The sequence below is a fragment of the Neorhizobium sp. BETTINA12A genome, assembly GCF_023006485.1.
GTDB lineage: Bacteria > Pseudomonadota > Alphaproteobacteria > Rhizobiales > Rhizobiaceae > Neorhizobium.
On record NZ_JALBGW010000122.1, the window covers coordinates 1 to 13975 of the forward strand.

General features: G+C 62.0%; 18 protein-coding genes and 1 pseudogene. 10 read left to right on the forward strand and 9 right to left on the reverse strand.

Features of this window, described 5'->3' with window-relative positions; all coding sequences use genetic code 11:
- Positions 1-382 (reverse strand): 3-phosphoshikimate 1-carboxyvinyltransferase (locus MOV61_RS22215; protein WP_408962414.1); only part of this gene is annotated, 382 nt, incomplete at its 3' end.
- Between the two features lie 87 nt (positions 383-469).
- Positions 470-1021 (reverse strand): LemA family protein, encoded by a 552-nt coding sequence (locus tag MOV61_RS22220; RefSeq protein WP_038540412.1) that lies wholly within the window; start codon positions 1019-1021, stop codon positions 470-472.
- Between the two features lie 200 nt (positions 1022-1221).
- On the opposite strand from MOV61_RS22220, the gene MOV61_RS22225 reads away from it, so the two are divergent.
- Positions 1222-1419 carry a hypothetical protein gene (locus MOV61_RS22225; protein ID WP_247138125.1) on the forward strand — a complete coding sequence of 66 codons (198 nt, stop codon included), beginning with the start codon at positions 1222-1224 and terminating at the stop codon, positions 1417-1419.
- A 46-nt stretch (positions 1420-1465) separates the two neighbouring features.
- On the opposite strand, the gene MOV61_RS22230 is transcribed toward MOV61_RS22225, so the two are convergent.
- Positions 1466-2419 carry a glycine--tRNA ligase subunit alpha gene (locus MOV61_RS22230; protein WP_038548790.1) on the reverse strand — a complete coding sequence of 318 codons (954 nt, stop codon included), beginning with the start codon at positions 2417-2419 and terminating at the stop codon, positions 1466-1468.
- A 146-nt stretch (positions 2420-2565) separates the two neighbouring features.
- Between MOV61_RS22230 and MOV61_RS22235 the strand changes: the two genes are divergently transcribed.
- Both MOV61_RS22235 and MOV61_RS22240 read left to right on the forward strand, forming a co-directional pair.
- On the forward strand, positions 2566-2850 hold the full coding sequence (locus tag MOV61_RS22235) for a hypothetical protein (RefSeq protein ID WP_247138126.1): 285 nt from the start codon (positions 2566-2568) through the stop codon (positions 2848-2850).
- Positions 2850-3167, forward strand: coding sequence for a type II toxin-antitoxin system RelE/ParE family toxin (locus MOV61_RS22240; protein WP_247034482.1), 318 nt, complete (start codon positions 2850-2852; stop codon positions 3165-3167). Before MOV61_RS22235 ends, MOV61_RS22240 begins: the two co-directional genes overlap by 1 nt.
- Here MOV61_RS22240 and MOV61_RS22245 read toward each other — a convergent pair.
- Genes MOV61_RS22245 through MOV61_RS22255 form a run of 3 tightly spaced genes read right to left on the reverse strand, consistent with a single transcriptional unit; the run spans position 3164 to position 4407 of the window.
- Positions 3164-3316, reverse strand: coding sequence for a hypothetical protein (locus MOV61_RS22245; RefSeq protein ID WP_247138127.1), 153 nt, complete (start codon positions 3314-3316; stop codon positions 3164-3166). The genes MOV61_RS22240 and MOV61_RS22245 overlap by 4 nt on opposite strands.
- A 5-nt stretch (positions 3317-3321) precedes the next feature.
- The gene (locus tag MOV61_RS22250; protein WP_247138128.1) at positions 3322-3513 is read right to left on the reverse strand and encodes a hypothetical protein; all 192 of its coding nucleotides are present in this window, start codon (positions 3511-3513) and stop codon (positions 3322-3324) included.
- Between the two features lie 27 nt (positions 3514-3540).
- On the reverse strand, positions 3541-4407 hold the full coding sequence (locus tag MOV61_RS22255; RefSeq protein ID WP_247138129.1) for a S49 family peptidase: 867 nt from the start codon (positions 4405-4407) through the stop codon (positions 3541-3543).
- Between the two features lie 167 nt (positions 4408-4574).
- Here MOV61_RS22255 and MOV61_RS22260 point away from each other — a divergent pair, with 167 nt between their 5' ends.
- Positions 4575-5915: an Nramp family divalent metal transporter gene (locus tag MOV61_RS22260; RefSeq protein WP_247138130.1), complete on the forward strand. Its 1341-nt coding sequence runs from the start codon at positions 4575-4577 to the stop codon at positions 5913-5915.
- Here MOV61_RS22260 and MOV61_RS22265 read toward each other — a convergent pair.
- Entirely contained in the window at positions 5884-6684 is an 801-nt protein-coding gene (locus MOV61_RS22265; RefSeq protein WP_247138131.1) for a tRNA1(Val) (adenine(37)-N6)-methyltransferase, read from the reverse strand. The genes MOV61_RS22260 and MOV61_RS22265 overlap by 32 nt on opposite strands.
- Before the next feature lie 324 nt (positions 6685-7008).
- Positions 7009-7230 (reverse strand): DUF2007 domain-containing protein, encoded by a 222-nt coding sequence (locus MOV61_RS22270; protein WP_038584150.1) that lies wholly within the window; start codon positions 7228-7230, stop codon positions 7009-7011.
- Positions 7231-7336: 106 nt separating this feature from the next.
- Between MOV61_RS22270 and MOV61_RS22275 the strand changes: the two genes are divergently transcribed.
- From MOV61_RS22275 to moaB, 4 genes are all read left to right on the forward strand, one after another.
- Complete coding sequence (locus tag MOV61_RS22275; RefSeq protein ID WP_247138132.1) at positions 7337-8353, forward strand: polyprenyl synthetase family protein; 1017 nt, start codon at positions 7337-7339, stop codon at positions 8351-8353.
- A 163-nt stretch (positions 8354-8516) separates the two neighbouring features.
- Positions 8517-10352 (forward strand): tetratricopeptide repeat protein, encoded by a 1836-nt coding sequence (locus MOV61_RS22280; protein ID WP_247138133.1) that lies wholly within the window; start codon positions 8517-8519, stop codon positions 10350-10352.
- A 5-nt stretch (positions 10353-10357) separates the two neighbouring features.
- On the forward strand, positions 10358-11287 hold the full coding sequence (locus MOV61_RS22285; RefSeq protein ID WP_247138134.1) for a 4-(cytidine 5'-diphospho)-2-C-methyl-D-erythritol kinase: 930 nt from the start codon (positions 10358-10360) through the stop codon (positions 11285-11287).
- Positions 11284-11832, forward strand: a complete 549-nt coding sequence (moaB, locus tag MOV61_RS22290) for a molybdenum cofactor biosynthesis protein B (protein WP_247138135.1) — start codon at positions 11284-11286, stop codon at positions 11830-11832. The genes MOV61_RS22285 and moaB overlap by 4 nt, the downstream gene beginning before the upstream one ends.
- A 3-nt stretch (positions 11833-11835) precedes the next feature.
- Here the strand turns inward: moaB and MOV61_RS22295 are convergent, their stop codons facing one another.
- The gene (locus MOV61_RS22295) at positions 11836-12354 is read right to left on the reverse strand and encodes a glycosyl transferase (RefSeq protein WP_038540379.1); all 519 of its coding nucleotides are present in this window, start codon (positions 12352-12354) and stop codon (positions 11836-11838) included.
- Between the two features lie 132 nt (positions 12355-12486).
- On the opposite strand from MOV61_RS22295, the gene MOV61_RS22300 reads away from it, so the two are divergent.
- Together MOV61_RS22300 and MOV61_RS22305 are read left to right on the forward strand one after the other, a co-directional pair.
- A complete protein-coding gene (locus tag MOV61_RS22300) occupies positions 12487-13644 on the forward strand; it encodes a PA0069 family radical SAM protein (RefSeq protein ID WP_151041147.1) in 1158 nt (385 codons plus the stop codon).
- A gap of 169 nt (positions 13645-13813) precedes the next feature.
- A pseudogene (locus tag MOV61_RS22305) lies at positions 13814-13975 on the forward strand (ribonuclease HII); the annotation flags it as partial.

The window sequence follows — 13975 nt, forward strand, 5'->3', positions numbered from 1 at the left end:
CGATCGGCCGCTTGCGCATGTGTTCGTCGCCATCAACGACGACGGTGCCATCGACCGAAGCGACGGCTGCGGTCAGGAAACGGGTCGCGGTGCCGGCATTGCCGAGGAACAGCGGGGCGGACGGCGGCAGGAGCTTGCCGCTGCCCGTCACAACGAAGGTGGTCTCGTCCGGTTCGTCGACCGAAACACCCATGGCCCGCAATGCATCGGCCATATAGCGCGTATCGTCGCTCCGTAGCGCACCGGTCAACCGGCTGGTGCCGCTGGCGAGGCCCGCCAGAAGCAGCGCGCGGTTGGTGATCGACTTGGAACCCGGCGGCATGGCGCGTCCGGAAAGCGGCTTGCCCGGCGGCAGGATGGTGAGTTTGGCTCTACCCATGATATTCGTCTCTTAACGCCAATGGAATGCCGCAACGAGCGGCCGACCGCGCTCTTAAACCGTTGCGGCACGAAGGTCCAATGACGGATTTCAGAACTTGACGGTCGGGACCGCCCGGTCGGCCGCGTTCTCGATCTCGAAATATTCGCGCTTCGAGAAACCGAACTGACCGGCGACCAGGTTGTTGGGGAAGCTCTCGACCTTGACGTTCAGGTCGCGGGCCGCACCGTTATAGTACCGCCGCGACATCTGGATCTCGCTTTCGATGGTTTCGAGCGAGGCCTGCAGTTCGGAGAAGTTCTGGTTTGCTTTGAGATCTGGATAGGCTTCGGCAAGCGCGATGATCTTGCCGAGTGCCTGGCCGAGCAAGCCTTCCGCCTGGGCGCGGCCGGCGACATCGCCTGCCGGCACCGCCTGCGCCTGGTTGCGCAGCTTGACGACTTCCTCGAACGTGCCCTTTTCGTGGGCGGCGTATCCCTTCACCGTCTCGATCAGGTTCGGGATCAGGTCGGCGCGACGCTTCAACTGAACGTCGATGCCGGACCACGCCTCCTCCGCCATCTGGCGGGCTTTGACGAGGCCGTTGTAGATCATAACAACGTAGAGTGCGACGAGAACAATTATGCCGATCAAAATGTACATCTGAGTCTCCCGACTTGGCCTTGCGATGGGACAGTAGAGGTGTGGTATAAAAAAGTGGTTGAAGTCATCGATTATTTTTCACGGTCATTTTTTTGACTTACCGCAAAGTTCCGATCGCCCGGATGCCCTAGATTCTCTTACAGAAAACGGGCGATTCCAAAGATTCGGCCCCACCTCAAAACAATCTGGATGGAATTGCCATGGCGTGCCTTGTGCGAACCGCCAATGTGCTGGCGTTTGCCGTGCTGTTTTTTCAGTACGGGGTCATGATGAAGCCCCCGGCACCGGCCGGCACACGCCGGTTTCTGCAGATCTATGCCGGGCAGCTTCCGACCGGCGCCTATCCGACAATCAAACCCGTCTGGCAGCTGGGCACGCAATGGACGGGAGCCGTTTGAACGGTTCGCCACACGCGGCCAGACCCCGATCCACGAAAATCCGAGCTCAGGCAGCCTTGCCGAAATTCACACCACCGGCATCGGTCATCAGGAAGGCCTCGCCGCAGGCTTTCGCCAGCGTGCGGACGCGCAGGATATAGCTCTGGCGTTCGGTGACCGAGATCACGCCGCGGGCATCCAGCAAATTGAAGACGTGAGACGCCTTGATACATTGGTCATAGGCCGGGAAGACGCATTTGTGCAGCATCTGGTTGGCGTTCGCTCCCGGAGCGCCGGCCGCGAGCAGCGCCTGGCATTCCTTCTCGGCATCGACGAAGTGCCGGTGCAGCATGGCGGTATCGGCGAATTCGAAGTTATGGCGGGAATATTCTTGCTCGGCCTGCAGGAAGACGTCGCCATAGGAGATCTTTTCCTCGCCTTCGCGGCCGTTGAAATTGAGCTCGTAGATGCTGTCGACGCCCTGCAGATAGGTGGCGAGACGTTCGAGACCATAGGTCAGCTCACCCGCAACCGGCGCGCATTCGATGCCGCAGACCTGCTGGAAGTAGGTGAACTGCGAGACTTCCATGCCGTCGCACCAGCATTCCCAGCCGAGACCCCAGGCGCCGAGCGTCGGGCTTTCCCAGTCGTCCTCGACGAAACGCACGTCATGCAGCAGCGGATCGAGGCCGATTGCCGCAAGCGAGCCGAGATAGAGTTCCTGCAGGTTCGGCGGGTTCGGCTTCAGGATGACCTGGAACTGGTAATAATGCTGAAGCCGGTTGGGGTTTTCGCCGTAACGGCCGTCGGACGGACGACGCGATGGCTGCACATAGGCAGCCTTCCACGGCTTCGGCCCGAGCGCGCGCAGCGTGGTGGCCGGATGGAAGGTACCGGCACCGACTTCCATGTCGTAGGGCTGCAGGATCGCGCAGCCCTTGTCCGCCCAGTAATTCTGGAGCGCGAGGATCAGCCCCTGGAAGGAGCGGGTCGGAGACATGTGGTCGGGCAGCTCGGTCATGGCCATATCTGTGTCGGTTCGAGGATGCGGACGAGTGCCACGCATCAGGGGCGCGGGTCAAGGATTTATGCGTTTGGAGCGGTTGCGGGGTCTGCCGAAACGGCACGATCCATGTTAAGGTCCGCCCGTTCTTCCGGAGAAAGACCATGAACGTCAAGAACAGCTTCACCTTGTCCGAGCGCTCCCTGCGGCTTGCTGAAAAGCTCGTTGAGGACGGCCAGTTCCCTTCGGTCGAAAAAGTGCTGGAAGCCGGCATCGACAGCTTGCTGCGGGACGAGGAAAGTTCCGCGCATGAGGACCCGCTGATCGGAATGAAGGACGAAATCCGCCGCCGAGCAGAGCTGCCGCGGGATCAGTGGATATCCATGGACAAGGACAATATGTTCGATCGCGTCCGCGCACGGCTTGACGAAAAGTACAAGGCTAAGTGATGTCGATCTACCGGCTGGAATACCACTCCGCGGCCGTACAAGACCTCATCGATATTCATAGTTTCATCGAAGAATATGCCGGGCGCATCACCGCGGACCGCAAGCTGGCGGAAATCGAAACGGCGACCTACCGGCTGGCCGATTTACCCAAAATGGGCTCGATTCGAGATGACTTGTTGCCAGGATTACGGGCAATTCCTGCGGCGGAAAAGGCTGTCATATGCTTCACCATCGATGACGAGACTCGAACGGTCTTCATCCTCTGTGTGAGTTACGCAGGGTCCGACTGGATTTCACGGGTGAGGGAACGGCTTTAATCGTTGTTCGGATCACGGCTGTTGGCTTCCTCGCGATCGAATTTCCAGCCGTCCGGCAACTTCCACTTGAAAGCACGAATCCTTTCCAGTGCCGCACGCTTCTTGTCAGCATCGGTCTCCGCCACAGCAGGATTCTTCTCCTCGGGCATGAGGCCTACTCCTCATCCCGCTTCACCCTGTATTCCCCCGTCGCCGGGTCTCGTTCCAATGTGCCGATCGCGCCGGTCTGGCGTTCCTTTTCTTCGCGGCGGGTGCGCGATGACAGTTTTTCGGCGTCCTTGATGAACTTCTTATAGAGCATCCAGCCGCCGCCGATGACGATGATCAGAAATAAAAGCTGCGCCATTTCCCCTCTCGCGCTATCCTGACGACCTCAAAGGCCGTAGCGGCTCCACATTGCCTTTTCTTCCAGGCTCGCCGCAAGTCCCGTGACTGCGCCCGCGGCGATTTCTCCCGCCTTACCCTCCCCGAAAACGACGCCGGGCACGCGTCGGCCGAACAGGGTGCGGGCGCTGCCGATCAGTTCCAGCCTGGTATCTTTGCCGTAACGGCGCTTGAGGACTTCGCGCATGTCGCCGAGGCTGTCGATCAGGCCGAGTTCGAGGCCACGCAACCCGCTCCAGAACAGGCCGGAAAAGATCGTCGCATCGTCCGCCAGCCGCTCTCCACGGCGCATCTTGACCATCTCGATGAAGACCTTGTGGATTTCGAGCTGCAGCGCCTTCAGGTATTCGATGTCGCCTTCCTTTTCCGGCTGGAAGGGATCGAGGATCACCTTGTTCTCGCCGGCGGTATAGACGCGGCGCTCGATGCCGATCTTGCGCAGCAGTTCCGGAAAGCCGAACCCGCCGGAAACGACACCGATCGAGCCGACGATGGAGGTCGGATCGGCAAAGATCTCGTCGCCCGCAAGCGCGATCATGTAGCCGCCCGAGGCCGCGACATCCTCGACGAAGACCAGCACCTTCTTGTCCTTCTCTTCCGCCAGCGAGCGGATGCGCTGGAAGATCAGGCGCGATTGCACCGGAGACCCGCCCGGCGAATTGATCGAGATCGCAACGACCGGGGCATCTTTCTTCGAGAAGGCCTTGTCGAGCATCGGCGCCACGCCGGCCAGGTTGAGGCTCTGCTTGAACTGGCCGCCGCCGGCCATGATCGCCCCGTGAAGCCGGACGACGGGAATCGTCAGCCCCTTCTTACGGAACCGTTTCGGCATCAACCTCTTCAAAAACCCGGCCATTTCTTTTCCTTCTGTCGCGTTCGGCTCTGCCAGAGCATGTATGTGACGGAATTTCAAACACAATGGCTGCGCCCCCGAAAGCAGGATTTTGATTTTCTAGTTGCGAATGACTTGCATTATCATTCCAATAAGGCATTATCTCCCCCACGAACGGAGATAGGGTGAAGATGGACGTCTTAAGTTCAAAGCAGAACAGCGGCTGGCGGAACAAACGGGGGGAAGCATCGCTTTCCGACGTCTATCGAAGCGTCAACATCTCGCGCTCCGGATCTCGGTGGCGACGGATGGCTGCCTTCGCCGGCCCGGGTTACCTGGTTGCAGTCGGCTACATGGACCCCGGCAACTGGGCGACCTCGCTCGCCGGCGGTTCGAAATTCGGTTATGCGCTGCTGGCGGTCGCGCTGCTGTCCAACGTGATGGCGATCGTGCTGCAGTCGCTCTGTGCCCGTCTTGCCATCGCTTCGGGCCGAGATCTGGCGCAAGCCTGCCGCGACGCGTTTCCGAAATGGGTTTCCATTCCGCTCTGGGCGCTTGCCGAAATCGCCATCATCGCCACCGACATCGCCGAGGTGATCGGCACCGCGATCGGTCTCAACCTGATCTTCGGAATCCCGCTGGAGCTCGGCGTACTGATCACGGCGCTCGACGTCTTCATCATCCTTTACCTGCAGAAGATGGGTTTCCGCTGGGTCGAGGCCTTCATCATCACCCTGCTCGGCGTCATCGCCGTGTGCTTCGCGGTCCAGATCTTCCTCGCCGATCCGCAATGGGGCGGCGTCATTCGCGGCTTCTTCCCGACAACCGAGATCGTCACCAATCCGGAAATGCTCTATCTGGCACTCGGCATTCTCGGCGCGACCGTCATGCCGCATAACCTCTACCTGCATTCCGGCATCGTGCAGACCCGCAACTATGGCCACACCCTGCCGGAAAAGAAGGAGGCGCTGACCTTTGCGACGATCGACTCCACCGTCGCACTCTGCTTCGCCCTCTTGATCAATGCCTCGATCCTGATCCTTGCGGCAGCCGCCTTCAACAGCACCGGCCGGACGGAGGTAGCCGAGCTCGGCGAAGCCCATTCGCTGCTGGCTCCGCTGCTCGGCCTTGCCATCGCGCCGACGCTATTTGGTATCGCTCTGCTCTGCTGCGGCCTGAATTCGACGGTGACGGCGACGCTTGCCGGTCAGATCGTCATGGAAGGCTTCCTCAAGATGAAGCTGCAGCCATGGATCCGCCGGCTGATCACGCGGGGGATAGCCATCATCCCGGCCGCGTTCGTGACCATCTGGTATGGCGATGCGGGCACGGCCGAGCTGCTGATCCTCACCCAGGTCGTGCTCAGCCTGCAGCTTTCCTTCGCGGTCTTCCCGCTCGTCATGTTCACCGCCAGCAAGGCCAAGATGGGCGAACTCGTGGCGCCGATCTGGCTCTCCGGCCTTGCCTGGCTGATCGCCGTCGTGATCGCCGGCCTCAACGTCAAGCTGCTCGTGGATTTCGTTTCGGGCTGAGGCGGGCATAGGCGGCCCGGCCATTGTTCAGGTCGTCCACGAACGGTGAGAAGGCATGGCCGTCCGCGCCATGCACGAAAAGCGGCGCCCGGAATGTCAGCCGGGCGCGCGATCCCTTGACGGCGGTGACGAGGATGCGCGTGGCGCTTTCGTCGGGCCGGGGATGAAGGGCGGTGATTTCCAGCCCGCCGAAACGCCTGCCGCAGGCCGCGATGATCTCGGCGATCGATTGCGGCCGGGCGATCAGCGACAACTGCCCGCCGGGCTTCATGATCGCGCCGGCGGTGCGGATCCAGGCTTCGAACAGGTCTTCCGTCATCGCATGCGCCTCGGCCTTCAGGGCATCCGGCGTCTTGCGGTCGCTGGCATCGTTGAAGGGCGGGTTCATGATGACATGGTCGTGGATCTCATCCACCAGGCCTGCGGCAAGACGGGGTTTGCCGGTGAGCGTCACGTCGGCTTCCAGCACTTCGACTCGACCGACAAGGAAGGCGTTTTCGGGAAGCTCCAGAGTTTTACGAGCGTAATCGGCCATCAGCGGCGATTTTTCGATCAGCAGAACATTTGCCCGTTCCAGCCGCGAGGCGACCGCAAGGCCCGCAGCGCCGGCGCCGGAGCCGAGATCGGCAACATTAACCGGCTTGTCGGCGGCGACCAGCGAGGCAAGCAGCATCGCATCGACGCCGGACCGATGCCCGCCCCCCTTCGGCTGCATGACGTGGAAACGGCCGCGATGGAAGGCGTCGATGGTATGGATTGGCGGGGTCATCCTTCGCGACACCATTGAGCGCTGGTAGTCGGTAGCCCCCCTCTGCCCTGCCGGGCATCTCCCCCACAGGTGGGGAGATCACAAGCGGCGTGATCATCGCCCTTCCAAATACGGCGTGCCGGAAGAGAGGCCAGATAAAAATGCGCGAGAAGATACGCCGCACGTTGGTGCGCAGAATGAGACGTCAAATTTGAAGCGGTGAGCAGGCGCCCAGCCGATCTCCCCACCTGAGGGGGAGATGCCCGGCAGGGCAGAGGGGGGCGATCCGCGAGAACGCTCAATGCTAAAGCTCCGGAAAAACTGAAGACCGAGGATCCACAGGCATCAAGGCCGCAGCTCCGCTTCCAGCCCCGCATCCTTCAAGATCCGCCGCGCCTCGTCGGCTCGCTCGCTGTCGACCATCAGCCGCCGCGCCAAAAGCCCGAGCGAGCCTTCGAGCACGCTCATCGACTGGTCGGCGACCATGAAATGGATGCCCGCATCCTTCATCAGACTCTGGGCCAGCGACAGGATCACGATGTCGTTGGTGCGGATGATCTCCAGCATGGCTTGTTTGTTACCCCATTATATCCGGCGGGATGCGATTTGCGCTTGCCGCACTATCAGCCTCTTTCTATTGTCGTTTGAAAGATTTCGATAGGGAGGCCTGACATTGGGCGTCGTCATACCGCTTGAAGAAGGCAAAAACAAACTGGCATCCGTCAAACCGCTGGTGGATCTGACCAAGGCGGACATGGATCGGGTCAATCATTTGATCCTGTCTAAGGCCGGCTCCGACGTGCAGATGATCCCGGAAGTCGCCAATCACCTGATCTCGTCGGGCGGCAAGCGGCTGCGGCCGATGCTGACGCTCGCCTCTGCGGCGCTGTTCGGCTACCAGGGTGAAGGCCATGTGAAGCTCGCGACCAGCGTCGAGTTCATGCACACCGCAACGCTGCTCCACGACGACGTGGTGGACGAAAGCGATCTGCGCCGCGGGCGCTCGACCGCCCGGATGATCTGGGGAAACCAGGCCAGCGTGCTCGTCGGCGACTTCCTGCTCGGCCAGGCGTTCCGGATGATGGTGGATGTCGGCTCGCTCGAAGCGCTCGACGTGCTGTCTGCCGCAGCCTCTGTGATCGCCGAGGGCGAAGTGCTGCAGCTGTCCGTCGCCAAGAACATGGAGACGACCGAGGACGATTATCTTTCGGTCATCCGCGCCAAGACGGCCGCCCTGTTTGCCGCTGCCGCGGAAGTCGGGCCGATCATCGCCAATGCCGACAAGGCCGGCCGTGGCGCGCTGAAATCCTACGGCATGAACCTCGGTCTTGCCTTCCAGCTCGTCGACGATGCGCTCGATTACGGCGGCAAGGCTGCCGATCTCGGCAAGAATGTCGGCGACGATTTTCGCGAGGGCAAGATCACGCTGCCCGTCATCCTCTCCTATCGCCGCGGCACCGAGGCCGAGCGCGCCTTCTGGCGCCAGGCGATCGAGAAGGGCGAAAGCAGCGACGAGAACCTCGAAAAGGCGCTCGGATTGATCAACAAATACGGTGCCCTGAACGACACGATTGGCCGCGCCCTGCATTACGGCACGATCGCCCGCGATGCGCTGGCGCCGCTTCCCGCCTCGCCGCTCAAGGCCGCTCTTCTCGAAGTCATCGACTTCTCGATCCAGCGCGTCAACTGACATACGGCGTCCGTTGACGAAGGTGTGACCGGCGCCGCCCCCGTGTGGCGCTGGGGATTTCCTTGCGGACCTGCTTCAAAAAAGCCATTCTATCGTGAATCAATAGGGCGGAATTGGCGGCGGTATCTCACCGAATCGCCATGCTCTTACGAAAGGCATCTTTATGCGGCGGAAATCCAGCCTTCTTCTGCTCTCCAGCGCGGCGCTCGCAACCGTCCTCATGTTCGGGACGGCGGCCAGTGCGGCGACGGCGGAAGCAAAGCCAGCGGTGAAAGACACGGTGACATTCGGTCCCGGCAACGTGAAGACGTTTTCCGGCGCCTTTCTGGCGGCCCGCACTGCCGACGTCGACCACGACTACGACACCGCGATCGCGCTTTACCGCAAGGCGCTGGCTTTCGATCCCGCCAACCTGGAAATCCGCGAGAGGCTGATGATCTCGCTGCTGCTCAACGGCGATTTCGACCAGGGTCTCGCCGAGGCCAATGCGCTGAAGGATGACAATGCCGTCGAGCGGATCACCAAGATCGTCCGCGGCCTCGATGCCCTGCGTGACAAGAAGTTCGACACCGCCAAGAAAGTGCTTGCCTATGAGGGGCCGAACGATCTCGACCGGCTGACCCACCAGCTCCTTTCCGCCTGGGCGGATGTCGGCGCCGGCAAGGGCAAGCAGGCGATGGCCAGCATCAACAACCTCAAGGGACCGCCCTGGTACAAGGTATTCACCGACTACCATCTCGGCGCCATGGCGCTGGTGACCGGGGATATCGGCACCGCACGGCAGCATCTCAACACCGCCGTCACCAACAAGGAAGCCGTCGCCACCGCGCCGGACACGTTTATGCGCGCCGTCATGGCGCTTGCGCGTCTTGAAGCGGCTGCCGGCAACAAGCAGAAGGCGCTCGACGCGATCTCCGTCGGTGACGGCATGGTCTCCAATTATGCGCCGCTGAAGGCGCTGCGCCAGAGCATCGAAAAGGGCGAGAAGCCCCAGCAGCAGGTGAGCAATGCTGCCGAAGGTGCAGCCGGCGTGCTGTTTTCAATCGGCGGCGCGCTGAACCGCCAGGGCGCCGAAGACATGGTCTCGCTCTACCTGCAGATCTCCCACGCGCTCGACGCCAAGAGCGCCGACACGCTGATCCTGCTCGGTGGCATCGCCGAGAAGCTCAAGCAGCCCGATCGCGCCATCAAATTCTATGCGAGCGTTCCGGCCGATTCGCCGATGCGCCGCATTTCCGAACTGCAGCTCGGCGTGACGCTTTCCGACACCGGCAAGGTGAATGAGGCCAAGCAGCACCTGAAATCGCTGATCGAATCCGATCCGTCGGACATCCGCAGCTATATCGCCTACGGCAGCGTGCTTTCCGACGCCAAGGACTACAAGACCATGGCCGAGACGTACGACAAGGCGGCCGAGGTCATCGGGCCGGTGCCGAAGCCGGGCGACTGGACCATCTTCTTCCAGCGCGGCATCGCCTACGAGCGGCTGAAAAACTGGGAGAAGGCCGAGCCGAGCTTCCGTAAGGCGCTCGAGCTCAACCCTGAACAGCCGCAGGTGCTCAACTATCTCGGATATTCGCTGGTCGACATGAACAAGAACCTCGACGAGGGTCTCGGCATGATCAAGCGGGCCGTCGATGCGCGACCGGATGACGGCTACATCGTCGATTCGCTCGGCTGGGCCTATTTCCGCATGGGCAAGTTCGACGATGCCGTGACCGAGCTCGAACGTGCCGTGCAGCTGCGCGCCGGCGATTCGACGATCAACGATCATCTGGGCGATTCCTACTGGCGTGTCGGGCGCAAGCTCGAAGCCGTCTATCAGTGGAACCGGGCGCTGATCTCGGAAGGCGAGGATATCAACCGCGAGCAGATCAAGGAGAAGATCGAGAAGGGCCTGCCCCCGCTCGATCCGAACGCGACGACTGCCGACCGCAGCCCGTCCGAACCCGTAGCGCCCGCTCCGCCGGCGCCGGCCAATCCTGACAAGAAATCCTGACGCCTATGTTTCTGGGCAATTTGTCATCCGACAGCCGGTTCGCCGACGAGGCGAACCTTTTCGAACTCGCGCCCGCCAAGATCAATCTTGCCCTGCACGTGACCGGCCAGCGGGCCGACGGTTATCACCTGCTCGAAAGTATCGTGACCTTTGCCGACACGGGGGATCGGCTCAGCTTCAGCGATGCTGACGCAGACGGCCTTTCCTTTTCCGGCCGGTTCGCTTCGCTGCTGCCGACATCCGTCGAGGGCAAGCATGGCAATCTCGTGCTGAAAGCCCGCGATCTCTTGCGCAAGGCGCTGCAGAATAAAGGCGTTTCGCCGCCGCCGGTTGCCATTCATCTTGAAAAGAACCTGCCGGTTGCAGCCGGTATCGGTGGCGGTTCGGCGGATGCGGCGGCAACGCTGCGTGGCCTGATGCGCTTCTGGAACGTTGGGCTGCCGGCCGAAGAACTGGCAGTGCTTGGTCTTTCGCTTGGCGCCGACGTGCCGATGTGCCTGAAGGGCGAACCGCTGATGGCCAGGGGGATAGGCGAAGAGCTGACTGCCCTTCCCGACATGCCCTCGTTGTCGCTGGTGCTCGGCAATCCGCTGGTCGGGGTCTCGACGCCGGGTATCTTCCGTCGCCTGACCCAGAAGGACAATTCGCCGATCGGCGCGCTCGACGGCGACTGGATCAGCTTTCTGAAGATGCTGCGCAACGACCTTGAGCCGCCGGCGCGCTCGCTGGTGCGCGAAATCGACCAGATTTCCAGCTTGATCGGCGCGGAAGGCACGATGCTGACGCGGATGTCCGGTTCGGGCGCCACCTGTTTCGGGATATTTCCTTCCTTCGAAGCGGCGGAAAAGGCGATGGAGAACCTTAACGGCCAGAAGCCGGAATGGTATTTTCAGGCGGTGAGAACCGTTGGCCAAAGCCCTGAGAAAACCCCATGAACCGGATCGACGACACCCGTTCCTTCATCCCCGTCGGCATCGCCGTGCTGACCGTCTCCGACACGCGCACGGCGGCCGACGACAAGTCCGGCGATACGCTGGTGGCGCGGATCACCGAAGCCGGCCACCAGCTCAAGGCGCGGGCGATCGTGCCTGACGACAAGGACCGGATTGCCGGCCAGGTGCGGGAATGGACGCTCGATCCGGATATCGACGTGGTGATTACCACGGGCGGCACGGGCTTTACCGGCCGGGACGTGACGCCGGAGGCGCTGGAGCCGCTGTTCGAAAAGCGCATGGACGGCTTTTCGGAAGTGTTCCACCGGATTTCCTACGACAAGATCGGCACGTCGACGATCCAATCGCGGGCGACCGGCGGGGTGGCGAACGCCACCTTCATCTTCGTGCTGCCGGGCTCGCCCGGCGCCTGCAAGGATGCGTGGGACGGCATTCTGAAGGCGCAGCTCGACTACCGCCACATGCCCTGCAATTTTATCGAGATCATGCCACGGCTCGACGAGCACCTGAAGCGCGGCGGCAAATAGGCGCTACCTGACCGCAGCCGCCACCCAGGCCGGGATCATCTCGCTCGAAAGCTTCGACACCTTCTGGCCGCGCGCCAGCGTTTCCAGGTTCATTCCCGATTTTGCCAGCGCGATCGCCTGCCGCTTCGGCAGCAACATGCCGTATTCCAGCGGCGGTACGGCACGACCGATGCGTTTGAAGAACGGCCGCCGGTAATTGCGGGCCGGCGCGAAGCGGGCCGGCTGCTTGTTGAGCGCGATATATTCCATCACCTCATCGATCCAGCCGCCCTGCGGCCGGGAGCCGGGCTCGACCAGCAACAACCATTCTCCCCGGGCGCCGCGCAAAATATCCTTGATATCCCAATGGCCATAAAAACGGCAGCCGGCCGCATCGGCAACGCGGGAGGAACCATCCCGCGAACCGTGATCGAGCACCACGACATCGCTCACAAGCCCCTCTACCGCAGCGGGAACGAGCACCGAGAGCGTCTGCGCCAGCTCGGATTCCTGATCGCGGCATTCCATGATGACAGTCAGCATTCCTGACATGTAACGCATAGCAACACGGAACGCCAGAAACGCGGGCCGCGAATTTTGTTCTTGCAATGTTCTCATTTCAGCGCTAGGAATTTAATCATCAGGAACGGGGATTTCCCCTTCAGGAGCTAACCCATGAACGAGCTGCATCAATTGCGGCAGGACGCTTTCGCGCCTGCTCATACGGCCGATATTGCCGATGCGTTGGTCCAATCCTCCGGTCTTCGGGTGGAGATCGACCGGCGTCGCGGACGCGGCGCGGGGCTCAATCCGAGCGGCCGTTTCGAGGAGGAGCGCCGCGAGGCCTTCGACGACGGCTGGCAGACGCTGGAGGAGCTCGAACCGTTCAGGACCGAGGTGCAGGTGGAAAAGCCGCGCACCGCGATCACCCGCAACGAATCGCCGGACCTTTCGTTCGACCGCTCGATCAATCCCTATCGCGGCTGCGAGCATGGCTGCATCTACTGCTTTGCCCGGCCGACGCACAGTTTCATGGGGCTTTCCCCGGGCCTTGATTTCGAATCGAAGCTGTTCGCCAAGCCTGACGTGCCGAAACTGCTCGAACGGGAGCTGAGCCGCCCGGACTACAAGGTGCGGGCGATCGCGATCGGCACCAATACCGACCCCTATCAGCCGATCGAGCGGGAATGGCGGATCATGCGGCAGATCCTCGAAGTGCTGCAGAAGGCCAATCATCCCGTCGCGATCGTCACCAAGTCGGCGCTGATCACCCGCGACATCGACATTCTTGCCGACATGGCATCCAAGGGGCTCGCGAAGGTCGGGATTTCGGTCACCACACTCGACCGCAAGCTTGCCCGCACTATGGAGCCGCGCGCCTCGACCCCTCCCAAGCGCCTCACTGCCATCAAGGCGTTGACCGATGCCGGCATTCCGACCGCGGTCATGGTGGCACCCGTCATTCCGGCGCTCAACGATCATGAGATCGAGCGTATCCTGGACGCCGGCCATGCGGCCGGGGCGACGGAGGCAAGCTACGTGCTTTTGCGCCTGCCGCTGGAAGTGAGCCCCCTCTTCCGCGACTGGCTGCTGCAGAACTACCCGGACCGCTACCGGCATGTGATGTCTCTCGTCCGCTCGATGCGCGGCGGCAAGGATTACGACGCCGAATGGGGCAAGCGGATGAAGGGCGCCGGTCCCTATGCCTGGCAGATCGGCCGCCGTTTCGAGATGGCGACCAAACGGCTCGGCATGGTCCGGCGCGGCCTGCCGCTGCGCGACGACATCTTCCTCCGCCCCGACGGCGGCGGCATCCAGCTCTCGCTGCTCTGACCGGACTTTATTCCGGTTCGATTTTAATTTCCCATTTCCGACGCGGCCCGCCCTGTCCCCCGTGTCGGAAAAATACCCCGGTTCCACCGCCGCCCCTCGGTGGATAGCGACGCCGCAATCGCTTGGCCGGGGGTTGCAGGAGGTCGGGACGACGTGCGAGGTTGCCGCCATGTTACCTCGCACGTCGCCCGATTCTCCGATGCTTTTCGAAGACATTCCGCTGGTTCCGGATTTCAGTCTGGAACTTGTGGCACGTCAGGCCGGCCACTGGCCGGTTGCGGGCACCGACGAGGCAGGACGCGGGCCGCTGGCAGGCCCGGTCGTCGCCGCC

Coding starts and splice junctions, on each gene's coding strand:
- MOV61_RS22220 (WP_038540412.1), bottom strand. CDS start 1,021: ATGTACATTTTGATCGGCATAATTGTTCTCGTCGCACTCTACGTTGTT.
- MOV61_RS22225 (WP_247138125.1), top strand. CDS start 1,222: ATGGCGTGCCTTGTGCGAACCGCCAATGTGCTGGCGTTTGCCGTGCTG.
- MOV61_RS22230 (WP_038548790.1), bottom strand. CDS start 2,419: ATGACCGAGCTGCCCGACCACATGTCTCCGACCCGCTCCTTCCAGGGG.
- MOV61_RS22235 (WP_247138126.1), top strand. CDS start 2,566: ATGAACGTCAAGAACAGCTTCACCTTGTCCGAGCGCTCCCTGCGGCTT.
- MOV61_RS22240 (WP_247034482.1), top strand. CDS start 2,850: ATGTCGATCTACCGGCTGGAATACCACTCCGCGGCCGTACAAGACCTC.
- MOV61_RS22245 (WP_247138127.1), bottom strand. CDS start 3,316: ATGCCCGAGGAGAAGAATCCTGCTGTGGCGGAGACCGATGCTGACAAG.
- MOV61_RS22250 (WP_247138128.1), bottom strand. CDS start 3,513: ATGGCGCAGCTTTTATTTCTGATCATCGTCATCGGCGGCGGCTGGATG.
- MOV61_RS22255 (WP_247138129.1), bottom strand. CDS start 4,407: ATGGCCGGGTTTTTGAAGAGGTTGATGCCGAAACGGTTCCGTAAGAAG.
- MOV61_RS22260 (WP_247138130.1), top strand. CDS start 4,575: ATGGACGTCTTAAGTTCAAAGCAGAACAGCGGCTGGCGGAACAAACGG.
- MOV61_RS22265 (WP_247138131.1), bottom strand. CDS start 6,684: ATGACCCCGCCAATCCATACCATCGACGCCTTCCATCGCGGCCGTTTC.
- MOV61_RS22270 (WP_038584150.1), bottom strand. CDS start 7,230: ATGCTGGAGATCATCCGCACCAACGACATCGTGATCCTGTCGCTGGCC.
- MOV61_RS22280 (WP_247138133.1), top strand. CDS start 8,517: ATGCGGCGGAAATCCAGCCTTCTTCTGCTCTCCAGCGCGGCGCTCGCA.
- MOV61_RS22285 (WP_247138134.1), top strand. CDS start 10,358: ATGTTTCTGGGCAATTTGTCATCCGACAGCCGGTTCGCCGACGAGGCG.
- moaB (WP_247138135.1), top strand. CDS start 11,284: ATGAACCGGATCGACGACACCCGTTCCTTCATCCCCGTCGGCATCGCC.
- MOV61_RS22295 (WP_038540379.1), bottom strand. CDS start 12,354: ATGCTGACTGTCATCATGGAATGCCGCGATCAGGAATCCGAGCTGGCG.
- MOV61_RS22300 (WP_151041147.1), top strand. CDS start 12,487: ATGAACGAGCTGCATCAATTGCGGCAGGACGCTTTCGCGCCTGCTCAT.